Source organism: Rathayibacter sp. AY1C2 (assembly GCF_002931195.1).
GTDB lineage: Bacteria > Actinomycetota > Actinomycetes > Actinomycetales > Microbacteriaceae > Rathayibacter.
The window spans coordinates 26,328-45,674 of the sequence record NZ_PSWG01000003.1 but is presented as its reverse complement, the minus strand read 5'-3'; the positions used below and the strand labels follow the sequence as shown (position 1 = coordinate 45,674).

Sequence of the window (19,347 nt, the reverse complement as noted above, 5' to 3'; positions counted from 1 at the left end):
CGGGTAGCGCGTCAGTCCAGCTCGGTCGGGCGCGCCGGCTCGGCCAGCAGGGCGCGCGCCGCCATCCCGATCACCGCGCTGTAGGTGGGGTAGGCGAAGCGGACGTTCGCGAGGGTCGCGAGGTCGACTCCGGCCGCCATCGCCGTGGTCACCGACTGCACGACCTCGATCGCGTTCTCGCCGACCGCGTGCGCACCGAGCAGCAGCTCGCGGCGCCGGTCGGCGATCAGCGTGAGGAACCCGTTCTCGCGGTCGTCGATGACGGCGCGGTCCAGGTGCGAGAACGGCACCGAGGCGACGACGCACTGCGGGTCGCGCTCGCGGGCCTGCTCCTGCGTGAAGCCGACGCCCGCGTAGTCAGGGTCCGTGAATCCGCCCGCGGGCAGGAGGAACTGGGGCGTGCGCCGGTTCGCGCCGAGCACCGCGTTCTCGGCGGCGGCCTCCGCCTCGAACTGCGCCGCCTGGACGAGCATGTCGCGCCCGTTCGCGTCGCCGACCGCGAAGATGTGCGGCACGACGGTGCGGAAGTACTGGTCGGCGGGGATCGCCGAGCGGACGACCTCGATGCCCGCGTTCTCGAGTCCGAGGTCCTCGACGTCGGCGGGCCAGCCGGTGGCCATGACCACCACGTCGACCTCGGCCGTGCGGTCCTCGCCGCCCTCGCGCCACGCGATCGCGAGCGAGCCGTCGTCCTGCCGCTCGATGCCCGACACCGTCTCGATCCCTGTGCGGACGCGGACGCCCTGGCGCTCGAAGGCGGCGCCGACGTGCTCGGAGATGCTGGAGTCGGAGGTCATCAGGATCCGCGGGGCGACGTCGAGGAGCGTCACCTCCGAGCCGAAGGCGTTGAAGACGGTGACGAGCTGGGCGCCCGTGTTGCCGCCGCCGATCACGGCGACGCGGCGCGGCAGCTCGGTCAGCCCGAGCACGTCCTCCGGCACGGTCGCGAGCTCGGCGCCCGGGATCGGCAGCCGCCGCGAGTGCCCGCCGACGCAGACCATGATCGAGCGCGCGCGGATCCGCCGCCCGCTGTCGAGCACGAGGGTGCTCTCGTCGACGAAACGGGCGCGGCCCTCGTGGATCAGGTCGACCCCCGCCTCCTCGAACCGCTGCGCCTCGCGCTTGATCGAGCGCACCAGGTCGACGCGCTCGTGCACGTGGCGCACGGTCGCGGCCCAGTCGAGGACGGGAGTGCCGATCTCGATCCCGTAGTCGCCGGCGGAGCGGGTCTCGCGCATCATCCGCGCCGTCTTCGCCAGGACGCGGGTGGGCACGCATCCGGTGTTGACGCAGGTGCCGCCGACGCGCGCGGCCTCGAGCACGACGACGCGCGCTCCCAGCTCCGCGGCGCGGAGGGCGGCGGCCGTCCCCGCGGGTCCTGCGCCGATGACGGCGACGTCGTACTCGGCCTGCTCGGGAGTGCTGTCGGGCACGGGGACCTCCGGTTCTGGGTGTGCTCCGATCCTGCCGCTCCGCGCCCGGCAGCACCCGGCCTTGACAGCCCGCCCGCGGACCGGCGTCGCGGGCGTCCCGACGCTGAACATCGGCCGAGGACGGTTGCCCGGCGGGCGCCCGGCACGGTGGGATGACCGGGTGGGCTGCGGCGGGGGACTCGAGCGGAAGGCGCTCCGGTGAGCGCCCGCACCTTCGGGGTGGAGGAGGAGTACCTCCTCGTCGACGCCGGTACGTTCCTCCCGATGCCCGCGGCGCCGCTGCTGCTCGGCTCCGTGCGCGGCTCCGTGGCGGTCGCCCTGGCCGCCGAGCTCAAGGCGGAGCAGATCGAGGCAGTCGGCTCGCCCGCCCGCACGTACGACGCGCTGCTGGCCGGACTGCGCGAGGGCCGCCGCCTGGCCGACGACTCCGCCCGCGAGGTCGGTGCCCGCGCCGTCGCGGTCGCGACCAGCCCCGCCGCGTTCGAGCCGCACCTCTCGGCCGACGAGCGCTACGACCGGATGGCCGAGCGCTTCGGCCTCGTCGCCCGCGAGCAGTTCACCTGCGGCCTGCACGTCCATGTCGGGATCGGGTCGCCGGAGGAGGGGATCGCGGTCCTCGACCGGCTGCGCGGCTGGCTGCCCGCCCTCCTCGCCCTGAGCACCAACTCCCCGCTGAGCGCCGGCGCCGACACCGGGTTCGCCAGCTGGCGCTACCAGTCCTGGGGGCGCTGGCCCACCGCCGGCCCGGTCGGCATCTGGGGCGACGTCGAGCAGTACCGGAGCGTCGTCGCCTCCCTCACCTCCTGCGGCGTGCTGCTGGACGAGGGGATGCTCTACTTCGACGCCCGTCTCTCCCGTGCGCACCCGACCGTCGAGGTGCGCATCGCCGACGTCCCGCTGCACGCCGAGGACTCGGCGCTGATCGCCGTCCTGATCCGGGCGCTCGCCGAGACGGCCGTGCGCGACGCGGGCGCCGGGGTCCCGCCCGTGCCGCTGCCGACTCCGGTGATCGCCGTCTCCTCGTGGCTGGCGAGCCGCCACGGCACGACCGGCGACCTCATCGATCCGGTCGACGGCTGCCCGGCCCCCGCCTCCGCGGTACTGGCGCGCCTGCTCGACCACGCGGGTCGGGCGCTGGCGGAGTCGGGCGACGAGGAGGTCGCGGCGTGCGGCGTCGAGCGGGTCCTGGCGCGGGGCACGGGCGCCGAGCGGCAGCGCGCGGTGTGGGAGCGGACGGCGTCCGCGGCCCAGGTGATCGCGGACGCGGCGGAGGCGACGCGCGCCTAGCGGCTCACTGGTCGCGGGCTCACCGCTTGCTGGTCGCGGCCCCGGCGGCTCAGGGCTCGCTGGTCGCGGGGTCCGGTGACCCGGACTCCACCGTTCCGGACTCCTCCGCCTCGGGCTGCGGCGGCTCCGGCACCAGCTGGTAGCCGCCCTCGATCGTCCCGTCCGGGCGGAGCAGGATCTGCGTGTACACCGGGGCGCCGCTGCGGAGCGTCGTGCCGCTGACCCGGAGGGGCTCCCCGGCGAAGAACGCCTCCGAGCCGGTGCAGCCGGCGAAGAAGGACGCGTCCGGGCGCTGCACGGCGAGGCACACCGTGGTGCCGTTCGGCTCGGTGATCAGCAGGCGGTCGTTCTCGGCGGTGTCGAACCCGGAGCCGTAGACCGTGGCCTCCCCGGCGAGCAGAGCGAGGCCCGGCGGGACGTCGGTGGTCGGCTCCCAGCCCTCGACGAGCGCGGCGAAGCGGTCGGCGGGATCCGCGGAGGCGGTCGGCGGGGCGACGGGGTCCGCGGGCGGAGGGAGGAGGAGCGCGGTGGGGACGATCGCGCCGACCGCGGCTCCGCCGACGATCGCGGCAGCGAGCACGAGGCGGCGGCGGCGCGGGTGCGGCGTCCGCGGGGCCGGCCCGTCGGGGTGCTCGGCGGGCGACTCCGCAGTCTCGGAGCCGACGGTCGCCGACAGCGGAAGTGCGGCCGCCGGCAGGGGGGCACGCGAGCCGGTCGCCGTCCCGGGATGCGCCGCGCCCGGCTGCGCTCCGGACGGCGCGGCGCCGGTCTGAGCGCCGGATCCCGTCACTCCGGGAGGAGCGTCCTCCGCCTCCAGCTCGCCGAGCCGTCGCAGCGCCTCGCGCCGCTCGTCCCGGTCGGCGCCGTCGTCGCGGGGTCGGGCCGACAGGATCCGCTCGAGATCCCTGCGCTCATCGTCCTCGGCCTGCACTCCGTCAGTATGGCGGCGCCGGACACGGGAACGGCCCGCGACCCCCGGGACTCCGCCTTCTCAGCGGTGTCCCGGTGGCCGCGGGCCGTTCCGGTGCGGGCGTCAGCCCGACGGGTTCTCGACCGGGTCGCCCTCGGGGTCGGTGGCCGTCTCGGGGTCGACGTGCTCGGGGTCGGTGGTCTGCGGGTCCTCGGGAGTGTTCTTCTCGGTCATCGGATCCTCCTTGTCGCCGGATGCGGAACGTGCGGACAGGTTCCACGCTACGGCGGGAGCTCCGTGGAGCGCGCCCGGTTGACTCCGCCGCCCGGTGTCCGGAACCGAGGTCAGGAGCGGCGGATCCGCCCGAGCGGCCCGTCACGCTGCTTCCCGCCTCGGCTCCGGACGCCGCTCGCCTCAGCCGGCCACTTCACCCGTGGCAGCCGCGGGCGTCCACCGCAAGGCCTGGCAGCGCTCTGTCGCGATTCGTACGCTGAACCCGTCGAGCCGAGGAGCAGCAGCGCCACATGATCCGCACCACCGTCACCATCGAGGGCAAGACCTACGGGCTGTCCCAGGGGACCGACGTCGCCGAGCTGAAGCGGTCGGCGACCGAGGCGACGCAGGCCGGAGGAGGCCTCGTCGACTTCGTGATCGTGGGCAACCGCCAGGTCAGCGTCCTGATCTCGACGGGTGTTCCGGTGATCTTCGAGGAGCTCGAGGTGCCGGACGACGACCGCGACACAGGTGACGTCCACCAGCCGTGGGACGACATCGACTACCTCGACTGACCCCGTCCTCCCGGTCGCGCCGAGTCGCGGCCGGGTCCCAGACGCCTGAGGGGCGCCGCCGGCTGGACCCGGCGTCTCTCGGGCACCTCGTGCCGCGCTACTCCGCGGACTCGCTCTCGGCCAGCTCGCCCTCGACCAGCGTGCGGGCGGCCGAGGCGAGGGCCGAGCGGATGCGCTCCGCCGGCTCCTGCAGCATCGCCGCGATCGCGTCGACGTCGTGGCCGCCGGTGTGCCGGAGCAGCCAGGCCTGGCGCTCGAGCGTCGGCAGGGCGTGCAGGCGGCGGTGGAAGCCCGAGCGCAGCAGGTCGTCCTCGCGGATCGCCGCGGGGGCCTGCTCGGCGCGCTCCATCGCGGAGCCGCCGCGCTGCACGCTCGCGCGTCCGACCTCGGAGCGCATCAGGTCGAGGGCGCCCGTGTCGTCGAGTCCCTGCGGCCGTCCGCTGCGGACGGTGACCGCCGCGTGGCGGAGGGCGGCGCTCGCCGCGGAGTCCGACAGCGTGAGGCGGTAGGCGTACGCGTAGAGGCCGAAGGCGCGGTTCTCGAGGGCGCGGCCGGCGAGCAGCTCGCCCTGCTGCTGCGACTGCGTCATGCCGACGGCGGCGACGGGTCTGTCGTAGGTGGTCACGGTGACTCCTCGGCTCCGCGCGCTCCCGGTCGGGGAACGCGTCGGAGGCGATGCTAGGGAGTCGAGAACGATCGTTCTACCCTTGACATTTCAGAATCTTTTTCGATGCATGCGCATGGAAGCGCTTTCCCGACAACCGTCCTGGAAAGTGGAAGCGCTCTCACTCCCGCGCCGAGAGGATGCAGAACTCGTTGCCCTCCGGGTCGGCGAGCACGACCCAGGACTGCTCGCCCTGCCCGACGTCGGACCGCGTCGCCCCCAGGCCGACCAGCCGCGCGACCTCCGCCTCCTGGTCGTCCGGCACGAAATCCAGGTGCAGGCGGTTCTTCACGGTCTTGCGCTCGGGTACGTCGAGGAAGAGGAGGCTCGGCCCGCGGCCCGATGGGGCGAGCAGCTCGATGCCGTCCTCGTCCTCGTCCACGACGTCCCAGCCGAGCGCCTCCTGCCACCAGTGCCCGAGGGTCCGGAAGTCGGTGCAGTCGACGATGATCTCTTCGAGTCGGAGGGCCATGCACCGACGCTAATCGGCGCGGGGCGTGTCGGGGAAGTGCGTCCGGCGGGTCCGCGCGGCGCCGCGGCTCCGTCCGGCCGTGTCGTCCGCGGGGACGGGTGCCCGTGCCGCTTCGGCACGAGCGCTGGCGGCCGGAGCGGCGGCGCGGCATCCTCGACGCGGGTGCCCCTGCGCCCGGGGACGAGGAGCAGCATGAGCACCGCACGCGAGCAGTGGGAGGCGCGCTACGCCGACTCCGATCGGATCTGGTCGGGCCGGCCGAACGCGACGCTGGTCGGGCTGGTCGGCTCGCTGCCGCCGGGCCGCGCCCTCGACCTCGGCGCCGGCGAGGGGGCGGACGCGCTGTGGCTGGCGTCGCTCGGCTGGAGCGTGACCGGGCTCGACCTCTCCGAGACGGCGCTGGGCCGGGCGCGCGCGGCCGCGGCCGAGCGGGGCGCCGACGTGGACTTCGTGCAGGCCGACCTCGCCGAGGACTGGCCGGTCGTGGGGGAGTTCGATCTGGTGACGGCGAGCTTCCTGCACTCGATGGCCGAGTTCCCGCGGATCGACGTGCTGCGGCGGGCGGCCTCCGTCGTCGCTCCCGGCGGCCGCCTCGCCGTCGTCTCGCACGCCGCACCCCCGCCGTGGGCGAGCGGCGACGACCACCGCCACGGAGCGATGCACCTCGTCGGCCCCGAGGAGGAGCTCGCCGAGCTGGCCCTCGACCCCGCCGAGTGGACCGCGGAGCTCGTCGAGACGCGGGAGCGCGCCGTGACCGCGCCCGACGGCACGGCAGCCGTGCTCCTGGACGGCGTGATGCTCCTGCAGCGACGCGGCTGAGCAGGCGCCGCTCGAGGACCCGCGGCCGGGCTAGCGTGGTCCGCGATCCCGACCCCGCAGGAGGCGCCGATGCCGCTCGATCCGTATCTCGCCGCCCGGCTGCCCCTCCTGGCCGGCCTCGCGTATCCGCTCGACGCCGAGCAGACCGCCCGCATGGCCGCGTTCGAGGAGGATCCGGGGCCCTGGTCGCTGCCCGAGGGGATCGACGTCGTCACGGAGACGGCGTCCGGCCCGCACGGACCGGTCCCGCTGCGCGTGTACTCGCCCGCCGCGCCCGAGCGCGCTCTGCTCTGGGTGCACGGAGGAGGGTTCGCCGCCGGGAGCATCGACATGCGCGAGTCGCACGTCGTCGCGGCGGAGCTCGCCCACCGGGCGCGGGCCCGGGTCGTCTCCGTCGACTACCGGCTCGCCGGCCCCGACGTCCGCTACCCCGTCCCGCTCGACGACGTGCACGCCGCCTGGCGGCACCTCCGCAGCACGGAGTCCGGATCCACACCCGTCGCGATCGGCGGCGCGAGCGCGGGAGCGGCCCTGGCCCTCGGCGCGGTCCTCCGCGAGCGCGACGCCGGTGCGCGGCTGCCGGAGCACGTGCTCCTGGCCTACCCCTTCGCCCACTTCCCCAACCCCGCCGTCGACGACGCGATCGCGGCCGAGCTGCGTGAGCTGCCGCCCGTCCTCCGCTTTCCTCCGTCGAGCATCGAGGGCATGGTGCGCACCTACCTCGGGCGGATCTCCGACCTCCCCGTCGAGGCGCTGCCCGGCTCCGCGCCGCTGGCGGGTCTGCCTCCGGTCACGGTTGTCGTGAACGAGTACGACGAGCTGCGCGGGTCAGCGGAGCTGCTCCTGCGCCAGCTCGCGGAGGCGGGCGTCGCCGTGACCGGGCACCTGGCCGCCGGCATGCCCCACGGGCACCTCAACCGGACGCCAGCGCTGCCCGAGGTCGACCGGTCGCTGCACCTCTTCGCCGCCCAGCTGCGCGCGATGGGCTGAGGCGCTCTGCCCCGTCCCGTCCCGTCCCGCTCTGCGCCGCTCAGCTCAGGCGCGGTCCGCACCGTCCCGCTCAGGCGCGGTCGTGCAGGGTGACGTGGTAGCCGTCCGGGTCGGCGAAGGTGAAGGTGCGCCCGAACGGGCCGTCGATCGGAGCCGCGACGACGGGGTGCCCGTCGGCGACGAGCGCGTCGTGGATCTCCTGCACGCCGGTCGCGTGCAGCCAGATCGCGGCGCCCACACCGGGGCGGGAGGCGGAGTCGAGGTCGGTGCCGGGCGCGAGGTCGCGTAGGGCGAAGGCGATCGGAGTCGTCGCGAAGACGACGGCGTGCGGCGGGCCGGCGAGCGAGCGGACCAGGCCGAGGTACTGCTCGTAGAACGCCTGGGACGCCGCGAGGTCGCGGACCTGGAGCGAGACGAAGTCGGGGCCGGTGACGGGCATGGGGTTCCTCCCTCGGTTGTGTCAGATTTCTGACACACAGGAGCGTATGTCAGAATACTGACATGAGTCAAGACGGCATCGACCTCGAGACCTCGCTCGGCTACCTCCTCAAGGAGGCCTCGAGCGCCCTGCGCGCGGCGATGGAGGCGGTGCTCCGCCCGCTCGGGATGACGGTCACCCACTACTCCTGCCTCGAGCTCCTCGCCCAGCGGCCGGGCCTCTCGAACTCGGAGCTCGCGCGGGGCGCCTTCGTCACCCGGCAGTCGATGAACGTCCTGCTGCAGACTCTGGAGCGCGACGGCGTCGTCACCCGCCCCGACGCGGCTCCGGTCGGAAAGGTGCTCCCCGCCCGGCTCACCGAGCGCGGACGTCGCAGCCTCGCCGAGGCGTCCGCCGCCGTCCGCGGGGTGGAACTGCGGATGCTGGAGGGGCTCGCGGAGGAGGAGCGGCAGGCGGCGGCGCGCCTGCTCCGCGGGATGATCCGGTCGCTCCGGGCGGACGACCGCGCCTGAGGGGCCCTGTTCCGCCGTCTGTAGGAACGAGGGCCGCCCGCTCGCCGGTACGGTCGCGCTCATGGCAGCAGGAGGAGCGGTGCGCCCGCTCGACGTCGGGATCGTCGGCGGCTCGATCGGCGGACTGTTCGCCGCGGCCCTGCTCGTCCGCGACGGGCGCCGCGTGACGGTGCTCGAGCGGTCGGCGACGGGCCTGTCGTGGCGGGGCGCCGGGCTGGTGGCCCAGCAGGACCTGATCGACCTCCTGCACGCGATCGGCCGCGACGACGAGGCGCGGGTCGGCGTCGTCGCGCACGAGCGGATCACCCTCGACCGCTCCGGGCGCGTGATCGGCCGCGACCCCTCCCCGCAGACGCAGGTGTCGTGGGACCACCTCTACGACACGCTCCGCTCGCGGATCCCCGCCGACCGCTACCTCCTCGGTCACGCCGTCGCCGGGGTGCGCCCCTCGGTCGGGACGGACCCGGTCGTCGTCGAGCTGCGCGACGGGAGCGGCCTGGAGTTCGACGTCGTCATCGGAGCCGACGGCCTCGGATCCGTCGTGCGCGCGGCGGTCGCGCCCGAGGCGCCGGGCAACCGCTACGCCGGCTACTCGACCTGGCGCGGGCTGATCCCGGAGTCGGCGCTCCCCGCCGGGGCCGCGGCGACTCTGCTCGGACGCTTCGTCTTCTACACCGCGCCCGGCGAGCACATGCTCGGCTACCTCGTCCCCGGACCCGCCGGCGAGGTGGAGCCCGGCCGCCGGCGCTACAACTGGGTCTGGTACCGGCCCCTCTCGGAGGACGCCCTCCGCGGAGTGATGACGGCGTTCGGCCGTCCGCCGGAGAGCGTATCCCTCGCGCCCGGCGACCTCGCTCCCGATCTCCGCCGCCGGCTCGAGGAGGACGCGGTCGACCGCCTGCCGCCGCCCTTCGCGGCTGCCGTCCTCGCCGAGCCGTAGCCCTTCCTGCAGGCGATCGTCGACTACGTCCCGCCGCGGACGGTCCGCGGCCGGGTCGCCCTCCTCGGTGACGCCGCCGTGACGGTGCGGCCGCACACGGCCATGGGCGCGGCCAAGGCGGCGGGCGACGCGCTGGCCCTCGCCGCCTCCCTCGCGCGGCACCCGGTCGACGAGGCACTCGAGCGCTACGAGGCCGAGCGGCTCCCCGTCGGCCGCGCCATCGCCGAGTACGGCAGGCGCCTGGGCCGCTCGATCCCGCTGCTGTCCGAGTGACCGCAGTACCGCGCTCCGGATCGATCCCGGACGTCCGCAGTGACCACCGCCTTCCCGGTGACGAGGCGCCACTGCGAAAGATCGCGATCGAGAGCGAAGAAGAAGGATTCCGCCGGAAGTCCTCAGGTGAGCCGAGGTCCGTGCTCGTCACGAGTTCATCCCCCGCCCCCGCCTGGCCGCTCCCCGCCGTCCGCCGCGCGTCCCTTGCTCCTCGACCGCGGAGACGGCACCCTCGGGTGACGGCCCACGGCGAAGGAGACGCATGGACGACGACGGACTCCTGGCTGCGCTGCTGCGGGGACGGCCGGCGACGCTGGCCGACGCGGCGGAGCTGACCCACATCGACGAGGCCGAGGTCGCTGCGGCGATCGAGCGGCTCCGCGGCCGGGGGCTCATGGGCGGCGAGGGCGAGCAGCTCGACTTCCCGGCGCCGATGGAGTGGGCGGCCGCGGCCATCGCCCGGCACACGGAGTCGGCGCGGCGAGCGGGCAGGGAGTCCCTGGACGGGATCGAGCGCGTCGTCGCGGGCCTGCCGATGCTGCTCGGCGCCTGGCGGGTCGGCGAGGACACGTCGGATCCCGTGCCGACCCTCCTCCGCCACGGTCCGCACGCGTCCGAGGACCTCTGGTTCGACCTCGTCCGCCGCGACTCCGGCTCGCTCGTGGCGGTGCTCCCGAACGTGGAGCGTTTCCTCGACCCGCCGACGGAGCGGGCGATCCGCTTCGGGCACGCGCTCGCGGCGAAGGACCGGGTGCGCGTCATCATGCCGGCCGCCGGCGCGCGCGACCCGCGGGTGCTCGCCCGGGTGGAGGCGTACCAGGCGGCGGGCGTCGAGTACCGGCTCCTCGAGAGCCCGCCGAGCTGGTTCTGGGTCGACGGCGACCACCTCGCCGTCCCGTTCGAGCGGGGTGAGACGAAGCCGACCAGCGTGCTCGGCGTGCGCCACGCGGCGCTGGCGGGGCTGGTCGAGTCGTACTTCGAGGTGCTGTGGCGGCAGGCCGCTCCGATCGGCGCCGTCGACCAGAGCTGGCTGCCGCTGCTCCGGCTGATGCGCCAGGGCGTCACGCTCGAGACCGCGTCGCACCGGCTCGGCATGAATCCGCGGACCGGCCGCCGCCGCGTGGCCGCCGCGATGGAGCACTACGGAGTGGCGACGCTCTTCGCGCTCGGCACGGCGTGGGCGGCGGACTCGCGCACCCGCGACGGCGACGCCGGTGCCGGAGAGCCGGTGCTCGACGATCCGGAGGCGCTCGAGCCGGGAGCGCTCGACGACGGCGAGATCGACCTAGCCGAGACGGTTCCGCGCGATTGAGCTCCCGCGGGACCGAGCCGTGCGGCCGACCCCTCGACGCCTTCGGGTGGCAGTGAGGAGTCGGCCGATGCGCCCGCCCGGGCACCTCTCCAGTGTCCGGACGTGACCACGGCGGGGACAAAAGCCTGTAGCGGACACGTCCGGAAGAGGACACCGCACCCGGGAGCGGATCGCCGGCGCTCCCGCTCCGGGGCGGGCGCGTGCCAGGCTTGCCACATGGATCTCGAGGTGCGGCCGGGGCTCGTCGTCCCCGCATCGGAGCTGCAGTGGCGGTTCTCGCGCTCCTCCGGGCCCGGCGGGCAGCATGTGAACACCTCCGACAGCCGCGTTCAGCTCACCTGGAACGTCGAGGAGTCGACGGCCCTCTCTGACGAGCAGCGCTCGCGTCTGCTCGAGCGCCTCGGGCGGCGGCTCGTCTCCGGAGCGGTCACCGTCACGGTGGCGCAGGAGCGCTCGCAGCTGCGCAACCGCGAGACGGCCCTCGAGATGCTCCGCGTGATCATCACCGCGGCCCTCGCGCCGCCCTCCGCCCCGCGGCGCCCGACCCGGCCCACGCGCGGCTCCACCCGCCGGCGGCTCGCCGCGAAGCAGCAGCGCTCCGAGACGAAGCAGCAGCGCCGGCGGCCGCCCGGCGACTGAGCGGAGCCGCGGGGTCCGCCTGGCGGGTGCTCCAGTCCGCGGTGCCCCGATCGCGCCGGACCCGGCTCAGGGAGTGAAGAACGCCTCGATCGCCGCGGTCAGGGCGACCAGGTCGTCCACGTGGGCGAGCTCGCGCGCCGAGTGCATCGAGAGCAGCGGCACTCCCACGTCGACCGTGGAGATGCCGAGCCGGGTCGCGGTCAGCGGGCCGATCGTGGATCCGCACGGCACCGAGTTGTTCGAGACGAACTCCTGGTACCCGACCCCGGCGCGCTCGCAGACGCCCGCCCACAGCGCCGCGCCGCGCGCATCCGTCGCGTAGCGCTGCGTCGCGTTGATCTTGAGCAGCGGCCCCTTCCCGGCGACCGGCTGGTTCGCGGGATCGTGCTTCTCGGAGTAGTTGGGGTGCACGGAGTGGCCGGCGTCGGCCGAGAGGCACCAGGAGGCGGCGATCGCCCGGGCGCGCTCGTCGACGCCGGCGCCGAGGGCCGTGCCGATGCGCGAGAGGACGTCCTCGAGGAACGGCCCGCTCGCTCCGGACCGGCTCGCCGAGCCGAGCTCCTCGTGGTCGAAGGCGGCGAGCACGCTGATGTGCGCGGGCGGCGCCGCGGGATCGGCGCTCGCCGCGAGGAGCGCGACGAGGCCGGCGTGCACGGAGCTGAGGTCGTCCATCCGCCCGGCGGCGAGGAGCATCTCGTCGAGCCCGAAGCGGCGCGGCGCCTGCGTGTCGGCGGTGAGCAGGTCGTAGCCGGCGATGTCGGAGGCGTCGTCGAGCCCGGCGTGCGCGGCGAGCAGCTGGAGCAGGTCGACCTCGGAGGCGTCGCCGATGCCGAACACGGGGACGGTGTGCTTCTGGCGGTCGACGGTGAGGCCCTCGTTCGCCGTGCGGTCGAGGTGGATCGCGAGCTGCGGGATCCGCAGCAGCGGGCCGGTCCGGAGCAGGCGCGTCGAGCCGTCGCGGGTGACCACGCGCCCGGCCAGCTCGAGCTCGCGGTCGAGCCAGGAGTTGAGCAGCGGGCCGCCGTAGATCTCGACGCCGGCCTGCAGCCAGCCCTTCGAACCGATCGTCGGCCGGGGCTTGAGCATGAAGCCGGGGGAGTCGGTGTGGGCGCCCAGGATGCGGAAGGGCGTGGTCGCCCCGGAGCCCTCGGGCAGGTGCCAGGCGATGATCGCGCCGTCGCGGACGACGTAGTACCGGCCGGGCCCCGCGGGCCACGCCTGCGTCTCGTCCAGCCCCGTGAATCCGGCTCCCTCGAGGCGCCGTGCCGCCTCGGCGGCCGCGTGGTACGAGGAGGGGGAGGCGGTCAGGAACTCGGCGAAGTCGGCGATGTGGTCGTCACGCGTGGTCATCCCTCCAGTGAAGCACGCGGCGCGGCCGGGACGGGGAGGGTGCCGGGGGAGCCCCTGCGGCGGCCGTCACGGCCGGGCAGGGGCACCCCGGGGCGGAGGGTCAGCGCCGGGTCAGGTCGACGTCGGCCTCCGCGGCGATCGCCTTGATCAGCGCCGAGGCGTTCTCCCCGCCGAAGCCGGCGGCCATCGCCTCGTCGATGTAGTGGCGGGCCGTCGCGACGCCGGGGACGGGTGCGCCGACGCTGTCCGCGTAGGCCTGGATCAGCCCCGCGTCCTTCTGCATCAGCGCGAGGGCGAAGGACGGCGAGTAGTCGCCGGCGACAGCCTGCTCGACCCGCTGCGGGCGTCGCACTTCCCCGTTCGAGTCCGCGACGGCCGAGGACGCGGTCATCACGGACGCGGAGTTCAAGTCAGTTGCCGCGGATCTGATGAACATCCGCAGCACGATCGGGTACGTCTCGAGCAACCTCAACCAGCTCGCCCCTCGGTGGCGCCAGCGGGCGAGGGCTGATGCGCAGAAGTTGTGCGCGGGAAGAGGTGCTGAACCGCTCGTCGCCGCGTGAGGAGGGGGCGACGAGCGGTTCAGCGCTGGTCTTACGGGTGTCGTTAGCGCACGACTCCGTCGATCTCGAAGCTGTCGAAGCTGCCGGCGAGGTACGGGTCGGGGAACTGCGACTTGCCGAGGAAGTTGCCGCTGGTGCGGCCTAGGTCCTTCGGAGCGAGCGGCATGGCGGTGTTCTGCCCGACCTGCACTCCGTTGGCGAAGATCGTTCCCGTCGTCGTGCCGTTCGTATTCGCCTTGAAGGTCACCTTGATGTCGGTCCACTGCCCAGCGGGCATCGTGAAGTTCGTCGAGATCCGTGTCTCCGCTCCATTACCGGAGGTCGTGAGGGCGAGCCCTAGCTTCCCGTCAGTCGACTTCGGCGTGAGGAACACGTACTTCTGGGTGCTGCTGCCGAAGTCGAACAGCCGGCTGAAGGTGGAGATCGAATCGACCTTCACCCTCATCGAGATGGTCAGGTCCTTCGAGCGTGACAGGATGTCCGACGGCAGCTGGGCGAAGGCCCCGTCGCTTCCGTTCAGCCGCAGCACGCTCGCCGTGCCGTCGGTGGAGGTTGCCGCCGTCCCCTTGAGCGCGAGCGCGTTGCCGTTGCCGGAGGCGTCGGGGACGGTGCCGTTCGACGATGAGTCGAAGGTGTAGGTCACCCAGTCGGCCGGGAGCGGCTGCAGGGCTTGAACGGTCACGGACACCGTGTCGGTGGTCGCAAGGACGCCGTCGCTTGCCCGGAGTGCGAACACGTAGCTGCCGGCGGTACTCACCGACGCAGACGTGCGGCGAGCAGTCGGCCACGCGAAGGTCGCGGTGGCACCGGCAGGAGCAGACTGCACGCTCCACTGCGTCGTCAGGGTTCCGTTCGGCGAGCCGAGTCCGTCGTCGGAGGCGGATCCGCTGAGCTGGATCGGATCGAGTCCGAGGGACAGCCCGGCCTGGTCGGGTCCGGCGTTGACGGTCGGCGCCGCATTCGCGCCCGGGGCGGTCGAGACCAGGTGGACGATGTACGTGCTGCCGGCGGGCGCATCGAACGGGACGCGGACCGGCGCGGGAAGCGTTCCCGCGAGAGAGGCGGGCCGGTAGACGTTGACGGTGCGCTGGCGCACGCCGTTCACGATGACCGCGTAGCTGCCCTGCGCGAGGCCGCTGACCTCCGCGATGCCGGAGTGTGCGGTGCCGGTGCGGTTGAGCATGTCCAGGCGCAGGTCGGCGCTGTTCGAGCCGACGATCGCCTGCGAGTAGGCGTCGTTCTCGAGGTCGACCGACAGCTGCTGGGTCACCAGGTTGAGGCGGCGCTGCAGGCCGTCCTTCGGGATGACGGTGGTGGAGTAGGCGTCCCGCGAGACGTCCGCTCCGTATCCGACGACTCCGAAGATCGGGTCATCGGTGACGACGTCGGCGCTGAGGGTCTGCAGGGTGCCCCACAGTCCGAGATCGCTCTCGCCGGTCATGCCCCGCCAGCCGTTGTTCAGCTTGACGTTCGCGCCTCCGCCGACCCCGAGGGTGCCGAGGTTGCCGCGCTCGGCCTGGTACGACCACGATGCGGCTCCGATGTTGGCCGGCGCGTTGCTGATCTGGCCGGAGTTGATGGTCGCGAGTCCTGCGACCTTGCCGGCGTAGTTCAGGCGCTGCAGCTCGGCGCGGCGCGCGGCGGTGATGGCCGTGGTTCCGGTCTCTAGTGCTGCGGTGTGGTTGATGTAGTCGTCCATCGTGTAGCCGGCGAGGGAGGCGCTGTACTGGAACTGCCACCAGTTCTCGCCCGTGATGGTGGTGGGGTCGGAGTACCAGTACCAGACGGGCATGCGTCCGCGGGCGGCCTCCGTCTTGGCGACGATGTCGCGCATGACGCGCAGGGCGTTCGTCTTGTCGTCGTTCACATTGAGCTTGGCGAGGGTGTAGACCGCCTCCTCCCCCGTGTTGTCGTAGCTGTACTCGGAGCCGTAGGGGTAGGCGTTGGAGGAGAAGTTGGCGTACTTGATCGCCATCTTCGCTTCGATGTCGTTGGCCTGCGTGTCCAGTCCCTCGGCGCGCAATGCGGCGATGAGATCGGGTGTCGAGAGCTCACCCATGAGTCCGGTCTCCCAGTTGTAGGCGACGGGTCCCTCGTAGAGCTCCTTGAAGATCCCGTACGCCGTCGTCAGGTACCACTGAGCGGGGTGGGCGTAGGCGATCGCGGAGGGGTTCTGCTTGGCGATGTTGTACATGCCGAAGAACGTGTTGTAGACGTGCGGGTAGGCGTAGCCGCGGTAGCCGGGCGTGGTGTTCAGGCTGCCGGGCTTCCCCTGCTCCCAGAAGTCGTAGACGGTGTACTTCGGCGCGGCGCTGGGCGACGTGTTCCCCATCAGGTTCTCCCAGACGGCCTTCTGGAGGTAGTCGTCGAGGGCCTTGATCTGGGTGGCGTCGGGCAGGGCGACGAGCTTCTCCGCGAGGAACTGGCCGTGCGGGAGTCCCCAGTCGTCGCCGAGCCCGTAGTAGCCGGCGTACTCGTTGCGGCGGCCCTGAGGGGCGTTCGTCGTGGTGGCGAGGCTGCCGTCGGGGGCGTTCATCATCCAGTCGTCGAAGGTGTAGTTGCGGATGTCGCTCGCGGAGAGTCCGTCGGACGGCTTCCACTGGGTCTTCTCGACCATGAACTTCGCATGCGTGTCGAGGAGTCCCGCGACACTGTCGATCACGGAGAACTGGAGGACGGACTGCCGCGCGGCGCCGGTCTGGTCCGTGTACGAGACGGTGACGTCGTTGGCGCCCAGCTGCGTGCGGTCGAAGGTCATCCCGTAGATCCGGTAGTCGCCGTTGCTCCGGGAGAACGTCACGACGGGGTTCGTGGGCGCTGACCCCTTGAGGTCGTTGCGGTTGCGCGCGGTGACTGACGTGATGGTGCCCTTGATCCGGAACGCCATCTCTGCGCGCCGGTCGATGGGCACGATGAGTCCGGGGACGACCGTGGTGTCGAGCAGCCCTCGATCGAACATCGTCTGCTTGAGTGCTGCGTCGTCATCGACCTTGCCGATGCGATAGGTGTAGCTCTTCGTCGCGCCCGGCGCGATGGCGACACTGGTGGAGCTGAGGTAGCCGCGGTTGGTCTTCTGGATCGCGGTGGAGTGCGGGTAGTAGATGTTGAGGCCCTTGATGTTCGAGCTCTCGTTCGCCGAGTTCCAGGCCCAGGAGGTGTTGCCGACTTCCTCGGTGCGCCAGCGGTCCTGGTACTCGAAGCCGGAGCCGGATGCGGTGTCGGCGGTCATGGCGATGAACGGGCCCTGGCCGCTGGGACGCTCGAGAGTGACGTAGGAGCCGTTCTTACCCACGTAGGAGTGTGTGAGGACCCGGGTCTCGTAGATCGAGTCGCCCTGCCTCCATAGCTCGTTGCCGGGAACGGGGACACCCCAGTCGCCGATGACGAGCTGCGTGGCCGCGGTGTTCTTGACGTCCTGCTTCCAGACCAGGGAGCCGTCGGAGGCGAGAGAGTACGTCTCGGTGACGGTGAAGCCCTTCACGCCTTCCGCGTTGGTGGAGTTCTGGTGGGTGACCGTCACACTGCTCGACGTCCCCGAGACGGTGCGGCCGTCGGCCGACTGGGAGGTCCACGCGGTCTTCCAGGGGTTCGCGCCGACACCGGTGGTCGACACTGCTCCCGTGCCGTTCGCGTAGGAGAACATCAGGTTCCCGAACCACTGGCGGTACTTGCTGTTCGTCTCGCGGGCCTGCTCCGGAGCGCTGTCCGGGTTCATCAGGTATTCGGTGTCGTGTAGGTCGCCGACGATCTTGAGCGACTGCATCGACCCGTCCGCGGCGAAGCTCGCGCGGATCTTGTCGGAGGCGAGCGTGTAGGGGTAGCTGGTGGCGGCGTCGGCGGTCTGGCCGACCACCACCGATCCTGCTGCGGCGATGACGCCGATCGTGAGTGCCGCGAGCAGGCGAGAGGCTCTGCGTGAGAGGAGGGACATGTCCTGCCTTCTTCGTCGAAGTGCGGATGCGGTGACCGGCGGCCGCCGCAGAGGAGCGAGGATCCGCCCGGCGGTGGGAGCTCGCCCGGGAATCAGGAGTGGTTCACGGGAAGCCAGATGCGCATCGACACGGGACCTCGGGATCCCCACGACCGGTACGGGGTGAGCGCCACGGTCAACGGCCGTCGGTGCGGGGTTCGAGGGATTCTGGAGAAGGGCCATTCGTGCTCGTCGCGTTCGGCGACGCTGCCGGCGAGCGTCACACGCCCCTCTCGTGCGATCGGGACCGCTCCGGCGTCCAGGGCGATGTCGTCGACGTGGGCGCCGGCGGGGAGGTCGACGGACTCGAGGCAGAGGATGTCCGGTCCGTGCTGGACGGCGACGGTGCCGCGGGTGGCATCGATCCTCTCGTCGGGCTGCACGAGGACGGGTTCGAAGGGGAGGTCGAGTTCGATCCGGTCGCCGACGCGGAAACGCCGTTCGAGGTGGAGCGTGCCGTGGAACGGTCCGGTCGGCGTCTCGGCAGCATCCCCGTCGGCGGAGACGACGACGACGTCCGCGTTCGTCGCCCAGGTCGGGATCCGCAGCGTCAGAGTCCACGGCTCGACGGGTGTGCGCGTGATGGTCACGGCGACTCGCCCCCGCTCCGGCAGGTCGCTGGAGACCTCCATCGAGACGTCTCCCTGGAGGAGAGCGGCGGAGATCGTGGCGGACGCGTACTGGTGCAGCTGCACACCCTTTGCATCGGTGGTGGCGAGGTAGCCGGACAGCGAGGCGAAGGTGCGGGCGAGGTTGTTGGGGCAGCAGGCGACGTCGAACCACGCCGCCCGCTGACTGGAGTCCGCGCGCTTGGACTGCTCCTCCGGGGAGGACGCGACGCCCGGCTCGCGCCGGTGGAGGGTGTTCGCGTAGAAGAAGGAGCGGCCGTCCTCGGACACGGCGGTGGCGATGATGTTGTGCAGAGTGCGTTCGATCAGGTCCGCGTAGCGCGGGCGGCCGGTGGCGAGCAGCAACCTCCACGAGAGCATGATCGAGCCCACGCCGGCGCAGGTCTCGCAGTACGCGCGGTCGTTGGGTAGCTCGAAGTCGGCGCCGAACGCCTCGTCCTGGTGATGCGAGCCCATTCCACCGGTGATGTAGGTCCGGCGTGCGACTGTGGCCTCCCACTGCCGCTCGACGATCGCGAGCAGCTCGGCGTCATCAGTGTCCACGGCGACGTCGACCACCGCGGACGTGAGGTAGAGGGCGCGCACCGCGTGTCCGCGGAGGACCTTGGCCTCGCGGATCGGGACGTCGTCCTGGAAGTAGGCGCGACCGAACTCGACGTCTTCCAGGCTCTGGTGACCGCGGCGGTCCAAGAACACGCGGGCTTGCTCGAGGTAGCGCTCCTCCCCCGTGGCGCGGGCGAACTCCGTGAGCGCGACCTCGATCTCCGGATGTCCGCAGACCGTCTGGCGGCCGTCCGCCCCGAACTCCGAGCAGATGTGGTCGGCGAGACGGCGCGCGGCCTGCGTGAACCCGTCCTCACCGTGGGTGCGCAGTCGCGCGACCGCGGCCTGGAGGAGGTGTCCGGCGTTGTACAGCTCATGGCCCCACTCGAGGTCGCTGTAACGCTCAGCCTGACCGTGCCGGCCGAAGCGGGTGCCGAGATAGCCGTCGCTCTCCTGCGCACTGACGATGCGGGCGGTGAGAGCGCGGATGATCGATTCGGTCTCCGGGTCCTCACGTCCGGCGGTGTGCCAGCAGAGCCCTTCGAGGGTCTTGTAGACCTCGGAGTCGGCGAACTCGCGTCCGCGACGGCCTTCGGCGAGTCCGCCCCCGACGGCGAGCTCGAAATTGCGCAGCCATCCGGCGCGCTCCAGCCAGCCGAGGTTGTGCTCGAAGGTGGCGGTCGCGTTGACGGCGACCCGACGTCCCCAGAACCCCTCCGGGTCCAGCTGGACCCGGTCGATGGCGAGGGGTGTCAGGGTCCCGGCGGCCGGGTCAACGGGCAGGGCTGGGGAGAAGGTCATGACGGGATCTTTC

18 protein-coding genes are annotated in these 19,347 nt (G+C 72.6%); 9 read left to right on the top strand and 9 right to left on the bottom strand.

Features of this window, described 5'->3' with window-relative positions:
- Nucleotides 1–11 precede the first annotated feature (11 nt).
- The gene (locus C5C55_RS03435) at nt 12–1,433 is read right to left on the bottom strand and encodes an NAD(P)/FAD-dependent oxidoreductase (RefSeq protein ID WP_258059801.1); all 1,422 of its coding nucleotides are present in this window, start codon (nt 1,431–1,433) and stop codon (nt 12–14) included.
- Between the two features lie 198 nt (nt 1,434–1,631).
- On the opposite strand from C5C55_RS03435, the gene C5C55_RS03430 reads away from it, so the two are divergent.
- Nucleotides 1,632–2,720, top strand: coding sequence for a glutamate--cysteine ligase (locus C5C55_RS03430; RefSeq protein ID WP_181067756.1), 1,089 nt, complete (start codon nt 1,632–1,634; stop codon nt 2,718–2,720).
- Between the two features lie 49 nt (nt 2,721–2,769).
- Here the strand turns inward: C5C55_RS03430 and C5C55_RS03425 are convergent, their stop codons facing one another.
- A complete protein-coding gene (locus C5C55_RS03425) occupies nt 2,770–3,651 on the bottom strand; it encodes a hypothetical protein (protein ID WP_104232921.1) in 882 nt (293 codons plus the stop codon).
- A 503-nt stretch (nt 3,652–4,154) separates the two neighbouring features.
- On the opposite strand from C5C55_RS03425, the gene C5C55_RS03420 reads away from it, so the two are divergent.
- Nucleotides 4,155–4,418 (top strand): hypothetical protein, encoded by a 264-nt coding sequence (locus C5C55_RS03420; RefSeq protein WP_104224053.1) that lies wholly within the window; start codon nt 4,155–4,157, stop codon nt 4,416–4,418.
- Between the two features lie 97 nt (nt 4,419–4,515).
- On the opposite strand, the gene C5C55_RS03415 is transcribed toward C5C55_RS03420, so the two are convergent.
- Nucleotides 4,516–5,043 carry a hypothetical protein gene (locus C5C55_RS03415; protein WP_104232920.1) on the bottom strand — a complete coding sequence of 176 codons (528 nt, stop codon included), beginning with the start codon at nt 5,041–5,043 and terminating at the stop codon, nt 4,516–4,518.
- A gap of 160 nt (nt 5,044–5,203) precedes the next feature.
- Nucleotides 5,204–5,554 (bottom strand): VOC family protein, encoded by a 351-nt coding sequence (locus C5C55_RS03410; protein WP_104224051.1) that lies wholly within the window; start codon nt 5,552–5,554, stop codon nt 5,204–5,206.
- Between the two features lie 192 nt (nt 5,555–5,746).
- Between C5C55_RS03410 and C5C55_RS03405 the strand changes: the two genes are divergently transcribed.
- Nucleotides 5,747–6,373, top strand: coding sequence for a class I SAM-dependent methyltransferase (locus C5C55_RS03405; protein ID WP_104232919.1), 627 nt, complete (start codon nt 5,747–5,749; stop codon nt 6,371–6,373).
- 69 nt (nt 6,374–6,442) lie between these two features.
- Entirely contained in the window at nt 6,443–7,363 is a 921-nt protein-coding gene (locus C5C55_RS03400; RefSeq protein WP_104232918.1) for an alpha/beta fold hydrolase, read from the top strand.
- 70 nt (nt 7,364–7,433) lie between these two features.
- Here the strand turns inward: C5C55_RS03400 and C5C55_RS03395 are convergent, their stop codons facing one another.
- The gene (locus C5C55_RS03395; RefSeq protein ID WP_104232917.1) at nt 7,434–7,802 is read right to left on the bottom strand and encodes a VOC family protein; all 369 of its coding nucleotides are present in this window, start codon (nt 7,800–7,802) and stop codon (nt 7,434–7,436) included.
- Between the two features lie 62 nt (nt 7,803–7,864).
- Here C5C55_RS03395 and C5C55_RS03390 point away from each other — a divergent pair, with 62 nt between their 5' ends.
- The 5 genes from C5C55_RS03390 to arfB all read left to right on the top strand — a co-directional run bounded on the left by C5C55_RS03390 (nt 7,865) and on the right by arfB (nt 11,478).
- Entirely contained in the window at nt 7,865–8,314 is a 450-nt protein-coding gene (locus tag C5C55_RS03390; protein ID WP_104232916.1) for a MarR family winged helix-turn-helix transcriptional regulator, read from the top strand.
- A 61-nt stretch (nt 8,315–8,375) separates the two neighbouring features.
- Nucleotides 8,376–9,254 (top strand): FAD-dependent monooxygenase, encoded by an 879-nt coding sequence (locus tag C5C55_RS03385; protein ID WP_219812982.1) that lies wholly within the window; start codon nt 8,376–8,378, stop codon nt 9,252–9,254.
- 6 nt (nt 9,255–9,260) lie between these two features.
- A complete protein-coding gene (locus tag C5C55_RS16715; protein ID WP_219812985.1) occupies nt 9,261–9,527 on the top strand; it encodes an FAD-dependent monooxygenase in 267 nt (88 codons plus the stop codon).
- A 262-nt stretch (nt 9,528–9,789) separates the two neighbouring features.
- Nucleotides 9,790–10,839, top strand: coding sequence for a hypothetical protein (locus tag C5C55_RS03380; RefSeq protein ID WP_104232915.1), 1,050 nt, complete (start codon nt 9,790–9,792; stop codon nt 10,837–10,839).
- A 216-nt stretch (nt 10,840–11,055) separates the two neighbouring features.
- Nucleotides 11,056–11,478 carry an alternative ribosome rescue aminoacyl-tRNA hydrolase ArfB gene (arfB, locus tag C5C55_RS03375; protein ID WP_104232914.1) on the top strand — a complete coding sequence of 141 codons (423 nt, stop codon included), beginning with the start codon at nt 11,056–11,058 and terminating at the stop codon, nt 11,476–11,478.
- 66 nt (nt 11,479–11,544) lie between these two features.
- On the opposite strand, the gene C5C55_RS03370 is transcribed toward arfB, so the two are convergent.
- The 4 genes from C5C55_RS03370 to C5C55_RS03355 form a co-directional block, all read right to left on the bottom strand.
- On the bottom strand, nt 11,545–12,828 hold the full coding sequence (locus C5C55_RS03370) for a M18 family aminopeptidase (RefSeq protein ID WP_104232913.1): 1,284 nt from the start codon (nt 12,826–12,828) through the stop codon (nt 11,545–11,547).
- 100 nt (nt 12,829–12,928) lie between these two features.
- Nucleotides 12,929–13,180: an NAD-binding protein gene (locus C5C55_RS03365; protein ID WP_181027148.1), complete on the bottom strand. Its 252-nt coding sequence runs from the start codon at nt 13,178–13,180 to the stop codon at nt 12,929–12,931.
- A 254-nt stretch (nt 13,181–13,434) separates the two neighbouring features.
- On the bottom strand, nt 13,435–17,322 hold the full coding sequence (locus C5C55_RS03360; protein ID WP_104232912.1) for a DUF5695 domain-containing protein: 3,888 nt from the start codon (nt 17,320–17,322) through the stop codon (nt 13,435–13,437).
- 92 nt (nt 17,323–17,414) lie between these two features.
- Nucleotides 17,415–19,334 (bottom strand): glycoside hydrolase family 127 protein, encoded by a 1,920-nt coding sequence (locus C5C55_RS03355; RefSeq protein WP_104225865.1) that lies wholly within the window; start codon nt 19,332–19,334, stop codon nt 17,415–17,417.
- Nucleotides 19,335–19,347: the final 13 nt, after the last annotated feature.